This is a genomic window from Tenacibaculum sp. M1.3A, assembly GCF_057732375.1.
Genome location: NZ_JBYJEF010000010.1, coordinates 76,239 through 92,194, shown reverse-complemented (window position 1 = coordinate 92,194; position 15,956 = coordinate 76,239). Strand labels below are relative to the sequence as shown.

At 29.5% G+C, this 15,956-nt stretch carries 19 protein-coding genes and 1 pseudogene; 17 read left to right on the top strand and 3 right to left on the bottom strand.

Annotated elements, in window-relative coordinates; all coding sequences use genetic code 11:
• Positions 1-142: 142 nt before the first annotated feature.
• From AC28QF_RS13545 to AC28QF_RS13470, 16 genes and pseudogenes are all read left to right on the top strand, one after another.
• Complete coding sequence (locus AC28QF_RS13545) at positions 143-835, top strand: hypothetical protein (RefSeq protein ID WP_488202238.1); 693 nt, start codon at positions 143-145, stop codon at positions 833-835.
• A 168-nt stretch (positions 836-1,003) separates the two neighbouring features.
• Entirely contained in the window at positions 1,004-1,906 is a 903-nt protein-coding gene (locus AC28QF_RS13540; protein WP_488202239.1) for a DUF1963 domain-containing protein, read from the top strand.
• Between the two features lie 156 nt (positions 1,907-2,062).
• Positions 2,063-2,518: a hypothetical protein gene (locus AC28QF_RS13535; protein WP_488202431.1), complete on the top strand. Its 456-nt coding sequence runs from the start codon at positions 2,063-2,065 to the stop codon at positions 2,516-2,518.
• A gap of 209 nt (positions 2,519-2,727) precedes the next feature.
• Positions 2,728-3,186 (top strand): helix-turn-helix domain-containing protein, encoded by a 459-nt coding sequence (locus tag AC28QF_RS13530; protein ID WP_488202241.1) that lies wholly within the window; start codon positions 2,728-2,730, stop codon positions 3,184-3,186.
• Complete coding sequence (locus AC28QF_RS13525) at positions 3,132-3,980, top strand: IS3 family transposase (RefSeq protein WP_488202342.1); 849 nt, start codon at positions 3,132-3,134, stop codon at positions 3,978-3,980. The genes AC28QF_RS13530 and AC28QF_RS13525 overlap by 55 nt, the downstream gene beginning before the upstream one ends.
• 118 nt (positions 3,981-4,098) lie before the next feature.
• A complete protein-coding gene (locus AC28QF_RS13520) occupies positions 4,099-4,836 on the top strand; it encodes a DUF4184 family protein (protein ID WP_488202242.1) in 738 nt (245 codons plus the stop codon).
• 127 nt (positions 4,837-4,963) lie between these two features.
• Entirely contained in the window at positions 4,964-5,791 is an 828-nt protein-coding gene (locus AC28QF_RS13515) for a hypothetical protein (protein WP_488202243.1), read from the top strand.
• 161 nt (positions 5,792-5,952) lie between these two features.
• Positions 5,953-6,498 (top strand): GNAT family N-acetyltransferase, encoded by a 546-nt coding sequence (locus AC28QF_RS13510; RefSeq protein WP_488202244.1) that lies wholly within the window; start codon positions 5,953-5,955, stop codon positions 6,496-6,498.
• Positions 6,499-6,527: 29 nt separating this feature from the next.
• Entirely contained in the window at positions 6,528-7,628 is a 1,101-nt protein-coding gene (locus AC28QF_RS13505; RefSeq protein ID WP_488202245.1) for a serine hydrolase domain-containing protein, read from the top strand.
• Between the two features lie 257 nt (positions 7,629-7,885).
• Positions 7,886-8,356: a hypothetical protein gene (locus AC28QF_RS13500; RefSeq protein WP_488202246.1), complete on the top strand. Its 471-nt coding sequence runs from the start codon at positions 7,886-7,888 to the stop codon at positions 8,354-8,356.
• Between the two features lie 574 nt (positions 8,357-8,930).
• Positions 8,931-9,398, top strand: a complete 468-nt coding sequence (locus tag AC28QF_RS13495) for a hypothetical protein (RefSeq protein ID WP_488202247.1) — start codon at positions 8,931-8,933, stop codon at positions 9,396-9,398.
• Between the two features lie 139 nt (positions 9,399-9,537).
• Positions 9,538-9,876 carry a hypothetical protein gene (locus AC28QF_RS13490; RefSeq protein ID WP_488202430.1) on the top strand — a complete coding sequence of 113 codons (339 nt, stop codon included), beginning with the start codon at positions 9,538-9,540 and terminating at the stop codon, positions 9,874-9,876.
• 374 nt (positions 9,877-10,250) lie between these two features.
• Positions 10,251-10,709 (top strand): helix-turn-helix domain-containing protein, encoded by a 459-nt coding sequence (locus AC28QF_RS13485; protein WP_488202249.1) that lies wholly within the window; start codon positions 10,251-10,253, stop codon positions 10,707-10,709.
• Positions 10,710-10,729: 20 nt separating this feature from the next.
• Positions 10,730-10,852: a hypothetical protein gene (locus AC28QF_RS13480; RefSeq protein ID WP_488202429.1), complete on the top strand. Its 123-nt coding sequence runs from the start codon at positions 10,730-10,732 to the stop codon at positions 10,850-10,852.
• Positions 10,853-10,872: 20 nt separating this feature from the next.
• Positions 10,873-11,067 (top strand): annotated as a pseudogene (locus tag AC28QF_RS13475) (DsbA family oxidoreductase); the annotation flags it as partial.
• 103 nt (positions 11,068-11,170) lie between these two features.
• A complete protein-coding gene (locus tag AC28QF_RS13470) occupies positions 11,171-12,250 on the top strand; it encodes an NADH:flavin oxidoreductase (RefSeq protein WP_488202250.1) in 1,080 nt (359 codons plus the stop codon).
• Positions 12,251-12,385: 135 nt separating this feature from the next.
• Here the strand turns inward: AC28QF_RS13470 and rlmF are convergent, their stop codons facing one another.
• Positions 12,386-13,243 carry a 23S rRNA (adenine(1618)-N(6))-methyltransferase RlmF gene (gene rlmF / locus AC28QF_RS13465; protein ID WP_488202251.1) on the bottom strand — a complete coding sequence of 286 codons (858 nt, stop codon included), beginning with the start codon at positions 13,241-13,243 and terminating at the stop codon, positions 12,386-12,388.
• A 12-nt stretch (positions 13,244-13,255) separates the two neighbouring features.
• Here rlmF and AC28QF_RS13460 point away from each other — a divergent pair, with 12 nt between their 5' ends.
• A complete protein-coding gene (locus AC28QF_RS13460; RefSeq protein WP_488202252.1) occupies positions 13,256-13,546 on the top strand; it encodes a hypothetical protein in 291 nt (96 codons plus the stop codon).
• Between the two features lies 1 nt (position 13,547).
• Here the strand turns inward: AC28QF_RS13460 and bshC are convergent, their stop codons facing one another.
• Both bshC and AC28QF_RS13450 read right to left on the bottom strand, forming a co-directional pair.
• Complete coding sequence (gene bshC, locus AC28QF_RS13455; RefSeq protein WP_488202253.1) at positions 13,548-15,134, bottom strand: bacillithiol biosynthesis cysteine-adding enzyme BshC; 1,587 nt, start codon at positions 15,132-15,134, stop codon at positions 13,548-13,550.
• On the bottom strand, positions 15,135-15,800 hold the full coding sequence (locus AC28QF_RS13450) for a class I SAM-dependent methyltransferase (protein WP_488202254.1): 666 nt from the start codon (positions 15,798-15,800) through the stop codon (positions 15,135-15,137).
• Positions 15,801-15,956: the final 156 nt, after the last annotated feature.

The window sequence follows — 15,956 nt, the reverse complement described above, 5'->3', positions numbered from 1 at the left end:
CTTTTAAATAGTCTGTGCTTTTTTACTAAGTCCAATTTTCCTGCGGAAAATTCGCCGCGCATTTACAAAGCAACTTTCTATACAAAAAACCGTTGTGTGTCATTAAGTAGGAAACCCAATTAATACTTTGAATTGAAATAACATGAAAAAATCTATTATAACTATCCTTTTTATACTTTCCTATTTATGTGGTCAAGCTCAACTGGAAATGAGAATTAATCCATATATAAAAGGGCAAATTGTTTTAAAAAATGACAGTATAAAAAGTGGTTTTATTAAACTAGACGATTCAGCATTTAGAGTAAGGTTTAAAAAAACTAAAGAGCAAAAATCAAAAAATAAAATTGATTATAAAAATATAAATAAAATAATTTTATATTCAGATTCATCATCGGAGAGAGTTTTTTTCTATAAAAGAACAGATTCAGATAAATTTTTAAAGTTTGTAGAATTAGTTTATTCTGGAAAGTATGATACATACTTATATTCTAGTAACAATTTGAGTTTATTCTATAAAGATGTTGATAGAAGTAATGTTAGTGACTTTTTAAGTTTTGGCACAGGTTATCAAAATCAACCATATTATTCTGTTTCAGAAATTAAAAAGAATTTAGCCAGAGTTGTTAATCCAAAATATTTATTAGACATAAAAAAATCAGAAGTATTAAACTTCATTTACTCAAATAGGAAGTTAAGAAAAAATGCGAAAAAATATTTTAAAGGATGTTCAGGTCTTATTAATAAAATAGAAAATAAGGAATTGAAATTAGATGATATTCTTGAGATTGTTGCCTATTATAATAATTGCGGAATAAATGAAACAGAAAAAAAATAACGAACACACAACACCGTATAAAATTAATTGCTGGTTTTAGCCTATTTACGAAAGTCCTGTCAGACTTTCTATTTGTGATTTATTTGCTAACTTTAGTGCTTAAAACACGCAACTAATCTTATACAACAACGTTGTACGCAATATCCCAAAAACATTACGCTTAAATAAATGTTTAGTTTTAAAAAGAATAATTTAGATAAAATAAAGTCATTCATTCGAAATTCGGAGGAAGTTCAAATTGATAAAGACGACAAAGAGCAACTAATCAAAATGATTAGACCAACTGTTGGTATTAGGACTAAATCGAGTGATGATAAAAACCTAAAAATTGGAACATCTAAAATCGGTGGAAAACCTGATTTGCCAAAAGACTTTGAGTGGCCAAAAGCAGATGGAAAACCAATGCTATTTTGTGCTCAATACAATTTGGCTGAATTAACAAAATTTGACAAAGAAAACAAGTTGCCTAATAAAGGCTTTTTCTATGTCTTTTTGAGCCTTGACCAAGATTGGAAAGAGTTTAATGGCGTAAACCAACCATATAAATTCATATTCAGCGAAACTGAAAATATTATCCGAACTGAATTTCCAAATGACCTTGAGGAAAACCAAACATTTAAAACAGCTTTGATTGAATATTTTGAGTTCTACACACTTCCAGACGACGAAAATTATAAACTGTTTGAATTGGAAAAAAAATACAATAATGACTTGTATTTCCTTTTTTATCAACCGACTGAAGAATATATCGCAGAGGAACTTTATCAAGATTCAGATAATTTGCATCAAATACTTGGATACGACAGGTCAATCCAATCAAGTGTAGTCTACGAATTTGCTTCTAAAGAATTAGGTCTTTATTTAGCCGAAAGTTCTGAACATAAAAAACATTGGAATGAAATACTGGAGTTATCCAAAACCTTTGAATTATTTCTTCAATTAGATTGTGATGACTCAAATACTGATTTGTCTAAATATGGAGGAAGTGGAACTTATTATTTCGGACTATCAAGAACTGATTTAGAAAACAAAAACTTTAATGATATTAAAATGTCGTTTCAAATGACATAAAATACTGCGTACAACAACGTATATAATCCATTGCTAGTACTCGCCTACTTACGAAAATCCTCGCGGATTTTCTATTAAGTTTTTATTTGCTAAATTACGTGCTAAACCACGCAACGTATCATATACAAAACCGTTACCACACATTAAAACTGAAACTTGAAATTAACAATCTACATAACGATTTTGACTTTTTTAATATTTGGATGTACAAACCCAAAACGGAATTTAATTATTGTGGAGAACGACTATGAAATTGACTTAACTGAATTAGATTCGGTACGTGAAAATCTGAATGGATTCTGGTTATCTGATTATAACAAAAGATATTTAAAGAAGGAAAATATTGTGATAGTCAATTTTAAAAATAATATCGGAACTTGGGAACATATTGGCTATAATAAAGGGTTTTTAAGTAATTCTGCTTCCTATTATTCTTGTCAACCAATTGCTAATCTAATAAAAGTTAATGACAGTGTGAAAATTGAATTTGTAGGAATGGGAGGTTCGGATACAACTAAAATTGAATATTTATCAAAGACGAAATTAATGCTAAATGGAATTACATACCAGAAACACAAAGGTTATGAATTATTAAAACAACAGGAGGAATAATAAATAACGTGTGGTAACAACGTATATAATTTATTGCTAGTACTCGCCTACTTACGAAAATCCTCGCGGACTTTCTATCTGTGGTTTTTTTGCTAAATTACGTACTTAACCACGCAACAAACCATATACAAACACGTTACCAACCATTTGAAGAATGTACTTTCCTGAAATAGGTTGACTAAAAATTAAACACTTAATTATAGTCACTTATGAAAACACAAAAACAACCCTGGCGAAAAAAAACGTACGAAAAAGCAACCTTAGAACTCAAATTATTCGTCGTTGACCAAATTCAGAATGGACAAATCTCCACAAACTTTGCTTCTAAAAAATATGATGTTCCTAGAACTACAATTGGGTATTGGATCAAAAAATATAGTACTTTAGTTCAACAAAATACAGGTATGAATAAATTAGATGAAATTAAAAAACTAAAGGAGCGTATTGAAGAACTAGAGTTTGTAAAGGATTTTCAGCAAGATATTATTGCGGATATGGAAATCATTACTGGAGTCGATTTGTCAAAAAAGTCGTTGCCCAAAACATTAGCAAAAGAGATAGAACTAAAAAAGAAAAACCGTTTAAAAGAAAATGGTTCTATCAGTGTTTTGGGATTAGTAAACAAGCCTTCTACAAAAGACTCAAAACCCAAGAAAATAAAGAGCTAAACGATGAAAAAGTCATCACAATGATACAGGAATACCGAAAATTAGTTGGTATGAGAACTGGCGGAATTAAGTTATATGATGAACTTAAACAAGATTTCATAAAACAAGGTATTAAAATCGGTAGAGACAAGTTGTACGACGTATTAAGGCTTTATAACTTACTTGTCCCTAAGCTTAAAAACTACGTAACAACTACAAATTCTAATCATCAATTTAGAAAATATAAAAACCTAATTAAAGACCAAGTTCCTAATCGACCAGAACAACTATGGGTAAGCGATATAACATACATTAAAACCGACAATGGACACAATTATCTAGCAATCGTTACAGATGCATATTCGAAGCAAATTATGGGGTATAAACTAGATGACAACATGAAGACATCACTTTGCACAGAAGCGCTCGAAATGGCTATTAAAAATAGAAAATACCCTGACAAAAAATTAATTCATCACTCGGACAGAGGTTTTCAATACTGTAACCCTAAATATACAGCGTTTGCAGAAGAAAATGGCATAATAATGAGTATGACAGAGCAATATGATCCGTATGAAAATGCAATTGCAGAGCGAATTAATAGAACTTTGAAATATGAATATGGCCTTAGAAACTGTATTAAAAACACTACAATTGCTCAAGAAGTAACAAAACAAACTGTATATATTTACAACAATTTAAGAACACATTTTAGTCTCGATTTAAGAAAACCAGCAGAAGTACATTTAAATCCAAACATCAAATACAAATCATATCGAAGAAATAATGTAAATTTGACTGAACTAACAATTTAAAAATAAAACTAGTTCAAAATATTTTTTGCCTTCTATACGGCTAAAAAAATCTTTTGAACGGTATAAATTAACCTAAAAAAAGGTCAACCTATATCAGTATAATACAAAAAAACCGAAAATGCCATTTACTTTTTCACATCCAGCAATAATTTTACCTCTGAAAAATATTTTCGGAAAATGGGTTTCTTTAACTGGACTTATAATTGGAAGTTTAACACCTGACTTTGAATATTTTTTGAGAATGAAAATTCAAAGTAATTATAGTCATACAATAATTGGAACATTATGGTTCAACCTTCCTTTAGGAATATTGCTATGCTTTATTTTTCATAATATCATTAAAAAACCATTAATAGAAAACTCACCGAATTTTATACAATCTCGAATGAAAGAACTGAAGAGCTTAAATTGGAAAGAGTATTATATGAAAAATTGGATAATAGTTAGCTTATCAGTTGTAACCGGAGCATATTCTCATATATTTTGGGATTCTTTCACTCATTCTCATTCTTTTTTTACTAACTTTTTTGAACTTAATAGAAAAATAGACGGAACTAATATTTCAATTTTTAAAACTCTCCAACATTTAAGTACAGTAATTGGTGGAATAATAATTATCAGATATTTCTTAAAACAAAAGACTGAAATAATAGATTACTCGAAACAGAATATTAAGTATTGGATTAATATTGTAATTTTAACAATATCCATTCTAACCGTACGAATTTATTTAGGCTTACGAATTACGGAATATGGAAATATAATTGTAAGTGGAATTGCTTCTGGAATGATAGCTTTGACATTTGCATCACTGTATGAAAAAAAAAAAACTGGTGGCAACACCATGTATAATTAATGGCTGGTTTTCGCCTACTTACGAAAATCCTCGCAGATTTTCTATTCGGTTTTTATTTACTAAATTAGGTGCTTAAAAACGCCACTAATCATACACAAAAACGTTGTAAAACATTAAAAACATTCATATGAAAACTAATTTTAGACTAATTTTCACTCTCGGAGTATTAGCTTCGTTTACAAGTTGTAAAACAATTCTAATAAGTGAGAAAAAAGTACCAACCGAAAAAATTTGTGGAAGCAACGCCAAATACGATTGTAGAGCAACTGGCTTTGGTTCTTCAAATAAAACTTTTAGAATTTTTAAAGAAGAAAGACCAAAAGTAACAGGGAAAGGTGATTTTGCTGGATTAGGACGTGGAGCAGATTTAATTAATCATCATAATACCTACAAAATATTTGACAGAGAACTTGATAGTACTGAAGTCACAATTGAAAAAGTAGAAATAGATTATGATTTAAAGAAAGATAACCTAACAAAAATTGTAGCTGAACTGAATGCTGAACTAAAAAAACAAAAAGTTAATGCTGAAGCACAGATTCAAATCAAAAATGAATTTGAAAAGCAACTAAATAACTTCCTTAAAATAAAAGCATACATTGAAACATATACAATAAGTTCAGAAATTCAAGACAGCATTAGAGATGCCCATAATGGAATTATTACAAACGGAAGATTTAAAAATGCTGCAATTAGATTAAAAGAAAGTAATACTCCACTTATTAGACAAGTAGTTGTAATTAGAGAAATTTGTGATTTTAGTGAAAAAAAGAATGTTAAAAATATTTTAGAACCAATATTAAAAGCAAAAATTGGAGAAGGTGACGCTAAAGCAAATCTTGTATTAAATGGAACATTAAAAAGAGATAAAGTTGAAAACTTTAAATCAAACTATGATTTCACAACTATTTACAGTTATGGTTATTTTAGAGATAATTGGATGAATAAAAAGTAACGTTTTACAACACCGTATATAATTTATTGCTAGTTTTAGCCTACTTACGAAAGTCCTCGCGGACTTTCTTGGTCGGTAATCATTTACTAAATTAGTTGCTTAAAACACGCAACAAACCATATACAACAACGTTGTACAACATTTGAGGAAAACCAGAATAAATGAAATATACATTAGAAAATCAGGAAACAGAAAGATTAAAATTCAGAATTCTAAAAGATTCTGATTTTCAAGAATGGACTGAATTATTTAAAGATAATGAAGTTTCTAAAGTGTTAGGAATGGATAAAATCGGAACACCAAAGGAGCAATGTGTAAAATGGTTTGAGTGGACTTACGACAGATATAAAAATGATTTAGGCGGACAAAATATTTTAATTGAAAAATCTACCAATAAAATAATTGGGCAATGCGGACTTTTAGTTCGTGAATTAAATGGAGTGAGAGAAATAGAAGTTGCTTATTCTATTTTGCCAAACTATAGACGAAAAGGATTCGCTACAGAAGCTTCACAAAAATGCAGAGATTACGCTTTTAAAAATAATTATTTCGAACGATTAATATCAATAATAAATACTGAAAATCCGAATTCTGCCAAAGTTGCATTGAACAACGGAATGGAAAATAATAGAACAATAGAATTTCACGGAAATCAAGTAAACATTTATCAAATTACGATTGATAAGTGGAATAAATTGAATGAATAAAAATCTTTTACAGTAAATAAAACAGACCTATGACGATTAGATTAAAATTTTACTTAACAACAAGTTTACTATTAATAGGGGTTTTAGCTTTTGGACAATCTAACATTGAAAAAGAATTAGAAATTGATTCATTTCTTAATAGCTTAAAACAGGATGATTTTTCTGGAACAATCTTGGTTGCACACAAAAATAAAATAATTGAAAAACGAGCTTACGGTCTTTCAAGTATTGAATTTAAAGTAAAGAACAATTTAGAAACTAAATTTAACATTGCATCTATTACCAAAATGTTTACATCTGTTGCAACCTTGCAGTTATATGAGCAAGGAAAATTAAAATTGGATGTGCCTATTGGCAAATATTTACCTAATTACCCGAATAAACTTGTAAGAGATTCCGTGACAATTCATCAATTGCTATCACACACTTCAGGACTTAATAATTTTTACGTGGCAGATGAGGCTAAAATGAAAAATTTGGAATACAAGAAAACATCCGATTTTGTTCAACTTTTCGTTAACGATACACTTTTATCAAAACCTGGAACTAAATATAATTATAGTGCATCAGGTTTTGTAATTCTTGGCTTAATCATCGAAAAAGTAAGTGGAAAAAACTATTATGACTATATAAAGGACGCTATTTTAAAACCTGCCGAAATGTTCAACACAAGCGAATTAGAAGTTGATTCTATCGTGAGTAATAAAGCAAGTGGATACACCTCAATGTTTGGGGAAAATAAAATTCTCAAAAAGAATGACTACTTTTTAACAAAAGCATCGCCAGGAGGTTTTTATTATTCAACTATAAATGACTTATTTAATTTTTCAAAAGCTTTGAGAAATTATAATTTATTAAAAAAAGAAACAACTGAATTAATGTTTAAACCAAAAGTCAAAGGATATAATACACATATCGGTTATGGAATAGATGTTGACCAAAGGTATAATCAAACTATTCTTGGTCATAGTGGAGGTTGGTATGGAATCCATTGTGAATTAATGAATTTTAAGAAAGACAATTATACAGTAATTATTTTATCGAATATAGACGATGGCGGAAAAAAAGGAGCTTCTCAAGTTGCTGATTTTTTCAAAGAATTGATAGCTGACAAGAAACCGAAAAATTAACGAAAAACATCAAGCATAAAAAACGTTGCACAACAGTGTATAAAAAACATAGGGCGTTTAGGCTAAACCGAAAGGTCTGTGCTTATTAAAGAAGTCCGCTAAATATAAAATTTGGGATTTATAGAAGAAAAGATAAAAGCAAAATATTTATATTTAGCTAAGTAATAAACTGAAACGATAGTGCTTATTTATTGCCCTACGTTTCTTATACTAAACGTTAGCAACTATTACTCACTCAAAATCTGAAAAACTAAAAATTGAAAGAAACTGACTTTATAAACAAATTAGGAATTGGAGCATTTGCATATATTTCAATTAGCGAATTTTGTGGATTATTCGAATATGTATTTGAGAACGTTTTAATTATTAACAAAACGGAACCAAAAATAATAATTTGGCTACCTGGAATTATAAGTCTTATTCTTTTTACAACAATTGTAATTTTAGGAATAAAAAAGTATGGGAAACCGATTGAAATTGATACGCGAAAAACTCTGAATTTATTTATCTATCTATATTTTGGAATTCTAATTACGCAATACCTATTCGTATATTTAGGAACGGACTTTTTAACGGAAAAATATTCTGCTGAATTTGATTTTTATCATAAAGCAAATAAAGGAAGTCTAATGTTACGAGGCTATCTTGCAAATATTCCGATTTTACAATTTATAGTTTTCGGAATAATATTACTTATGAAAAGAAAAACAGTTGCCAACACCGTATAAAAAAAATTGCTAAATTAGTGCTTAAATAAAAGCAGTTGCATTTTTATCAACTTCTGAATTTCCTTCGGAAATTCCTCGCTGACAAAACCGCAACTTTCCTTATACAAACACGTTGCAAGTAATGGCGGAAAATCACTCAGACAGAAACAATTCTGAGTTAAAAAGCAAGAAATTTATTGTGGAATAACTCGAGTTTAAATTACCTTTTTTTGTCAACGCTGGAAAAATAACAATCCCAAGTTTAGAGCAACTTTACGGAATTCATACTCAAACGGAGTTTTAAAAAATTGACAAAAACAGAACTGAACCAAAAAAATCACTCTTGCGGAATTAAAATCTTTGCGGAATTATTTACTCTAACGTTGAATTTTGAAAATATTGGAAAAAACATAAACGGAATTATTAACCGAAAAACCACAACTTGCAACAATGTGCATAATTTATTGCGGTTACAGTTTTTCCTGCGGAAAAACCTCGCAAGCGTAAAAGTCTGTGCTTTATTTATTATTTTTTTCGCTAAATTTACGCAACAAACTATAAGCACAAAGCCGTTGTAACCAATTTGAGAAACTGAATGAGTCCTGAACTACCAATCATAGTTATTATAATCGCTATTCCGACATTTTTTATTTTACGTTGGATATTAAAGCGATTTATAAAAAATAAGAAAACCAGAAATTGGACTTTAATTTTCGGAACAATAATTATTGCACCTCTTTTATATATCGGACTTGTAATGGCTTTCTTTAGTTATTTATTTTACGAACCTCAATATGATTTTGAAAAAGAAAGATGGTTTGCTGACAAAAACGCAAGATTTGAAATGCGAGACGATTTAGTAAATAGTGGAATTTTAAAAGGAAAATTGAAAAGTGAAGTTATTGAACTGATAGGAAAATCGGAAAGTAATGATTCGACTGAAATTTGGACTTATGACTTGGGAATGTCTGGTGCTGGATTTGGTTGGCAATTTAATAGTTTGCAATTGACTTTTAAAAACGGAAAAGTTACTGACGTCAAAAAACACGAAATAGTTGATTAAAAAACTGGTTACAATACCGTGTATAATTAATGGCTGGTTCTCGCCTACTTACGAAAATCCTCGCGGATTTTCTATTCAGTTTTTATTTACTAAATTAGTTGCTTAAACACGTTGTAACACATTTGACCAAACCACATAATTGGAATTAACACAAAGACATATAAAGAAAATTAAATGGACAACTCGAATGGCGTTTGCCTGTTTAGGTGTTTTAATTCTTGCTCTTGTGATAAATGAATTTAGAGAACCATTATTCGGAATAAAAAAAGGTTACGCACCACATAATTTCGGATTTAATTTTATGTTTTTTCTTCCTTCTATGTTACTTGCAATCGGACTTGGATTTGCTGTGATAGGACGGACAATAAAACATTGGAAAACTTGGACTGACTTAAATAAAAAACTAATATTAATCGGATTGTCATTTCCAGCAATCGGAATTTGGATTTTTATAATTATCAAAATGTTTATATACTAAAAATTTGAGTTTTGGGATTTTATTTCGGTAGAGTATTTTTTAATTTCATTGGAGCAGTGATAAGATGGTGTTACGGTAGTATTTGGAGAACATTGTTCCGAAAAAAGAAATTCACTTTCAAAGAATATCTTTATCGACCAAAAGAATCGGATTACTATGACGAAATGGGACATGAATTTAATAATAGAATTATAGGCGCAATAGGATTTGTTTTTATGATTGTTCCGATTATTAAACTGATTTTTGATTAAAAAAAACGTGTTACAACACCGTATAAAAAAAATTGCTGTTTTGTGCTTAACCAAAGTTAGTTGCTTGTTTGTACTTTCCTGAAATAGGTTGACTAAAAATTAAACACTTAATTATAGTCACTTATGAAAACTCAAAAACAACCCTGGCGAAAAAAAACGTACGAAAAAGCAACTTTAGAACTCAAATTATTCGTCGTTGACCAAATTCAGAATGGTCAGATTTCTACAAACTTTGCTTCCAAAAAATACGATATTCCTAGAACTACAATTAGGTATTGGATCAAAAAATATAGTACTTTAGTTCAACAAAATACAGGTATGAATAAATTAGATGAAATTAAAAAACTAAAGGAGCGTATTGAAGAACTAGAGTTTGTAAAGGATTTTCAGCAAGATATTATTGCGGATATGGAAATCATTACTGGAGTCGATTTGTCAAAAAAGTCGTTGCCCAAAACATTAGCAAAAGAGATAGAACTAAAAAAGAAAAACCGTTTAAAAGAAAATGGTTCTATCAGTGTTTTGGGATTAGTAAACAAGCCTTCTACAAAAGACTCAAAACCCAAGAAAATAAAGAGCTAAACGATGAAAAAGTCATCACAATGATACAGGAATACCGAAAATTAGTTGGTATGAGAATTGGCGGAATTAAGTTATATGATGAACTTAAACAAGACTTCATAAAACAACGTATTAAAAAGATGTTTCTAATAATCCTGTATTAAAATAAGCCTTATTAGATGTTGGTTTAAATGCTAATGAAGCCTTAGCTAAATTAGACGATGAAAATGTGCGTTACGAAGTAAGAAATAAACAAAACTATTGGAAAAACCTGGGTGTAAACTCTGTCCCTACTTTTGTGTTTAACAAAAAAAGTGCGATTACAGGAGCACAACCTGTAGACTCACTTAAACAAGTTTTAACTGAATTAATTAAGTAGCCATCAAATAAAACTAACTAAAAGAATAGAAACAAAGACGTATTTAATTTTAAACATCTTAATTTTCTATTTAAATTTGAAATCAAAATTTTAATAACACCTTATGATTAAAGCAAACGCAACAGTAAAATTCTCTAATGGCTCAATAATGAACAATCGTTTCATGTTAGCTCCTTTAACCAATAGACAAAGTCATGAAAACGGTCAGCTTTCTGATGATGAATTAAATTGGTTAAAAATGAGAGCTGAAGGTGAATTTGGTTTAGTGATGACGTGTGCTTCTCACGTACAAGAAATAGGTAAAGGTTTTCCCGGGCAATTAGGTATTTTTAGCGACGACTTAAATGAAGGACATAAAAAACTAACCCAAAGCATTAAAGAGAAAGGCAGTTTAGCTGTTATTCAATTACATCATGCAGGAATGCGTACGCCACATGAATTGATAAACGAAAAACCTGTTTCTTCTTCTGATAATGAGAAAACAGATGCAAGAGGCCTTACACTTACAGAAGTAAAACAATTAAGAGATGATTTTATTACTGCAGCTGTTCGTTCTAAAGAATGCGGTTATGATGGTGTTGAAGTTCATGGCGCACATGGTTATATTTTAACACAATTTTTAAGCTCAGAAATAAATCATAGAACAGATGAATATGGTGGTTCGCTAGAAAACAGAGCTCGAATAATTTTTGAAATTGTAGACGGCATTAGAGAACAATGCGGAAAAGAATTTTTAATTGGTGTTCGTTTATCGCCTGAAAGGTTTGGAATGGATATTGGTGAAGTGAAAATTGTTTGTCAACAATTAATTGATGCAGGAAACATTAATTTTTTAGATATCTCTTTATGGGATTGTTTTAAAATGCCTAATGATGAAAAATATCAGGAAATTAGCTTATTAGATCACTTTAAAAGTTTAGATTTTAAAGATGTTAAATGGACAGTTGCTGGTAAAATTAGCAATGCTGTTGATGTTCAAAAAATATTAGATGCTGGTGTAGATTTTGTATCCATAGGAACCTCTGCTATATTACATCACAATTTTCCGAGGTTAGTCATCAATGATTCTAATTTTACGCCTGTTTCAACACCTGTTTCAGAAGAACATCTTTTAAAAGAAGGTGTAAGCAAAACGTTTATAAAATACTTAAAAAGATGGCCCGATTTTGTTAAAGAAAATTAGAAAGCAACTTCTTTTTTAAATTTAACCATTTTTCTATCAATCTAAATTTAGTTCAATTTATATTTCGATTTTAAACAAACTAAAAAAGCGTCTTAAAATTACTTTTAAGACGCTTTTTTTTAGTAATTAATACCTTTAGAATCGCCAACACACAATACGTGTAACTTTATTTCCCTGACTCATAGGTATCACCTTAAATTCTACTACTTTTAGTTTTTTAGCAGAATCTTCTAAACTTTTTACATTCTCTTTTTTAGATACTAAACTAGTAAACCACTTACTTGCCGTAGGCTGTAATGAGCTTTCATATAAATACGTGTGCAAAAATGCTTTTTCGCCACCAACATACCAAAGTTCATTTGAATTTCCTGCAAAATTACGAACCGTATTATTACCTAAGTTTCTAGATTTTCTGCGGTTTGCTCCTCTTGCTTCTTCTGCCGATTTATAAAACGGAGGATTACACATCGTTGCCGAAAAAGAATCTCCTTCTTCTATAATATCTTTTAAAATATGTGTTTCATCAAACTGTTGACGTAATTCAATTTTATCACTTAAATCATTATCATCAATAATATCTTGTGCATAATCTAACGAATCTAAATCGATATCTGTAGCTACAAAATTCCAGTCATACTCAACAGCTCCTAAAAGCGGATAAATACAACTTGCTCCGGTACCAACATCAAGTACTTTTACATCTTTAGCTTCACCAATTAAATCCGCTAAATGATGAATATAATCTACTCTACCAGGAATTGGCGGACATAAATTTTCATCAGAAAAATTCCAATCTTTTATATTATAATGTGCTGCTAGCAATGCTTTGTTAAATTCTTTTACTGCTATCGGATCAGAAAAATCGATTGTTTCTTTATCAAATTTCTCTATAACAAACTCTTCTATTTTCGGATACTTTTCTTTTAGCAATGTAAAATCATATCCGTTTTTATGCTTGTTATTTTTATGTAATTTACTTTCTTTGTCTTTCATTAATTTTTGTTTATGAAACCGAATTCAAATGTATATTATAAAAAGAAAACTTCTTTGTTCGTAAAAAACTGGAAAACTAAAAGAAATAACAAATCGTTATTTGCCTTTAAAAAGGCACTTAGTTTTGTACTTCCTTTTTCGTTTATATTTATTTTTTGGGAAGTTGGTTTTTCTGAAAAATTCTTTTATAAATTCCCGTTGTTCTTTTTTATCAACATGGTCATCTATTTTACTTTTGCTTATTTCATCTCCTATAAATTAAACGAAAAAAGTTATCAAAAATATAAAAACCAAGGATTTTAATTTAAATTTCTATTACTGTAAATTCTAATTGCAATGGCTGTAAACCTTCTTTTAACGCTTTAATTAAAGTATTTCCGTACTCTAAATAATATTCAGAAAAGTTTCTTTGTCGCTCTTCCAAACTTTGGTTTGGTAATATTTCGTTTTGCAATAATACAATTCTATCTACCAAATCTTTTTGTCTTCGTTTTTCTGCTCGTAACCAACGTTTTTCTAAATTATCTAATCCTTTTAGTTGCTTTTTTTCTTGAGCATTTACAGCACCTACAAATGACACATCTGTTTTTTTAGCCAATTCTCTTAAATCGACAAACTGTTGCTGTAAAAATTCTTTTTGACTCGTAAAATCAACTTTTTCTTCTGAAGTTTCTAATACTTTATCTTTTAGTAAGCTATTTTGATTTTGAAAAGATTCTTCTAATGAGATATCTAGTTTCTCTAGTTTCTTAGCTTGCTTTTCAGAAATTATCTGCACTGAATTACGCAACAATAAAATAGGAAATGGTACTTTAACTTCATCAAAGTAATCTTTTAACTGCATCCAATAAGCCAACTCTCCTCCTCCACCGATATAACATAAGTTTGGCAGCACTACTTCTTGAAATAACGGACGCATAATTACATTTGGTGAAAATCGTTCAGAAAAATCATGAACTTCTTTTAACAACGCATCTAACTCCCAATAAATATTGGTGTTATTTACTTTATACACATCATCTTCAAAAACAATACGTTCACGAATTTCATCCGTTAAATAAAATAAATTAATTTCTCTTGGGTTCACCTGAATCTTATATTCATCGCCCAAACGTTCAATCGTTTCTGTTACTTTTTTGTATGAAATCTCCTCTTTTAATTCGCGCTCAATAAACGGAATAAACTCTTGCTTTAATTCGCGGTTATCAGCATCAAGAATTACCAATCCATATTCACTAAACAATTCATTAGCTATGTATCTTGTTGCATCAGCTAAATTGTTGTGTTTTATATATCCTTCTTTAAAAAGGTTGATTAAATATTGTGCATTTTTTGAAGTTCCTAAGTGGTTCGAAAACACTTCTAAAACATCTTCTAATCCATCTGTTGAAAAACGTCCTACACCTCCTGTTTCATCCGAATTCCATTGTACTTTTTTACCTTTAAAATTAAAGTAGTTTATTTCTTCAAAATCATGATCCTCTGTTGCCATCCAATAAATTGGCACAAAGTTTTGTTGCGGATAATTAGCTCTTAGTTCTTCACATAAATTAATGGTCGAAAATATTTTATAGAGAAAATATAACGGCCCGGTAAATAAATTTAACTGATGCCCCGTAGTTACTGTAAAAGTATTCTTTAACAATAAATCATCAATGTTTTGCTGTGTAGTTTCTGATGTTTTTATCTTATTATATTGCTTTTTTAAAACCGTAACTAACGTTTTTCTTGCCGCTGTTGAAAAAGTTTTACTTTCTATCTGATTTTTAAAACTTTCTAATGATGGAAAGTTTTTATAAAATGGTTGTAGTTTTTCTGATTTCTCTAAATAATCAATCATTGTTTTAGAGAAAAAACCGGTCTTTTTAAAAGGAATATGTGTTACTTTCATTTACTTATTTATTCTTTGAAACAATGTGTAAATATAAGGTCTTTTTCCACCATACGGATTTACAAATGTGTGATTAAATTCTGATATTAATTTAAACTGACTTCCTAAACGTTCTTGCAACATTTCGCTATTGTATCTCTGCAACTCTAAGCCACAACATTTTTCTGCGCCATCTAACGCAAAAACTGCAATAATTACGAATCCGTCTTTAACTACAACTTGCTTTAACAAATTAAAATAAGCTGCTTTTTCTTCTTCTTTTAAAAAGAAATGCAATACAGCTCTATCATTCCATAAATCAATATTACTTAGCTTATTTAATTTTTCAGGCTGTATTAAATCATCCGCAATAAAAGTTACTTTCGAATTTTTTTCAACTAAACGGTCTTTTAAAGTAGTTAATGCTTTTTCAGATAAATCGCTCGCTATTAAACTCGTGTAACCATCAGCTAATAATTCGTCTATTAACAACGAAGAACCAACACCTACATTTAAAATAGTTGCGGTTTTTTTTAATCCTGATTTAGAAATTAAAGACATTGTTTGTGCTGCCTTTTCTTCAAACCAACCTAACTTTTCGGTTGTATTTTTTGTGTATGCAGTATTCCAGTGATTTTTATATTCAATTTTCGCTGGGCTTTTACAATCACTCTCTTTTGTAGTCATAGTCCAAAAATAGTGAAATTTGATATCTTGTCGAAAACAAAACACTTTTCTAACAGATTTTTAACTACATTCTTTTTTAAATCATCAATTTGGCTATTTTTACAGTTAATAAGTTACCTTGTAAAAACATTTTTACAAAAGCTAAATCACTTAAAA

What these genes read in the sequence shown, in the direction of transcription:
- AC28QF_RS13545 (WP_488202238.1), top strand. Translation starts at nt 143, where the DNA reads ATGAAAAAATCTATTATAACTATCCTTTTTATACTTTCCTATTTATGT.
- AC28QF_RS13540 (WP_488202239.1), top strand. Translation starts at nt 1,004, where the DNA reads ATGTTTAGTTTTAAAAAGAATAATTTAGATAAAATAAAGTCATTCATT.
- AC28QF_RS13530 (WP_488202241.1), top strand. Translation starts at nt 2,728, where the DNA reads ATGAAAACACAAAAACAACCCTGGCGAAAAAAAACGTACGAAAAAGCA.
- AC28QF_RS13520 (WP_488202242.1), top strand. Translation starts at nt 4,099, where the DNA reads ATGCCATTTACTTTTTCACATCCAGCAATAATTTTACCTCTGAAAAAT.
- AC28QF_RS13515 (WP_488202243.1), top strand. Translation starts at nt 4,964, where the DNA reads ATGAAAACTAATTTTAGACTAATTTTCACTCTCGGAGTATTAGCTTCG.
- AC28QF_RS13510 (WP_488202244.1), top strand. Translation starts at nt 5,953, where the DNA reads ATGAAATATACATTAGAAAATCAGGAAACAGAAAGATTAAAATTCAGA.
- AC28QF_RS13505 (WP_488202245.1), top strand. Translation starts at nt 6,528, where the DNA reads ATGACGATTAGATTAAAATTTTACTTAACAACAAGTTTACTATTAATA.
- AC28QF_RS13495 (WP_488202247.1), top strand. Translation starts at nt 8,931, where the DNA reads ATGAGTCCTGAACTACCAATCATAGTTATTATAATCGCTATTCCGACA.
- AC28QF_RS13485 (WP_488202249.1), top strand. Translation starts at nt 10,251, where the DNA reads ATGAAAACTCAAAAACAACCCTGGCGAAAAAAAACGTACGAAAAAGCA.
- AC28QF_RS13480 (WP_488202429.1), top strand. Translation starts at nt 10,730, where the DNA reads ATGATACAGGAATACCGAAAATTAGTTGGTATGAGAATTGGCGGAATT.
- AC28QF_RS13470 (WP_488202250.1), top strand. Translation starts at nt 11,171, where the DNA reads ATGATTAAAGCAAACGCAACAGTAAAATTCTCTAATGGCTCAATAATG.
- rlmF (WP_488202251.1), bottom strand. Translation starts at nt 13,243, where the DNA reads ATGAAAGACAAAGAAAGTAAATTACATAAAAATAACAAGCATAAAAAC.
- AC28QF_RS13460 (WP_488202252.1), top strand. Translation starts at nt 13,256, where the DNA reads ATGAAACCGAATTCAAATGTATATTATAAAAAGAAAACTTCTTTGTTC.
- bshC (WP_488202253.1), bottom strand. Translation starts at nt 15,134, where the DNA reads ATGAAAGTAACACATATTCCTTTTAAAAAGACCGGTTTTTTCTCTAAA.
- AC28QF_RS13450 (WP_488202254.1), bottom strand. Translation starts at nt 15,800, where the DNA reads ATGACTACAAAAGAGAGTGATTGTAAAAGCCCAGCGAAAATTGAATAT.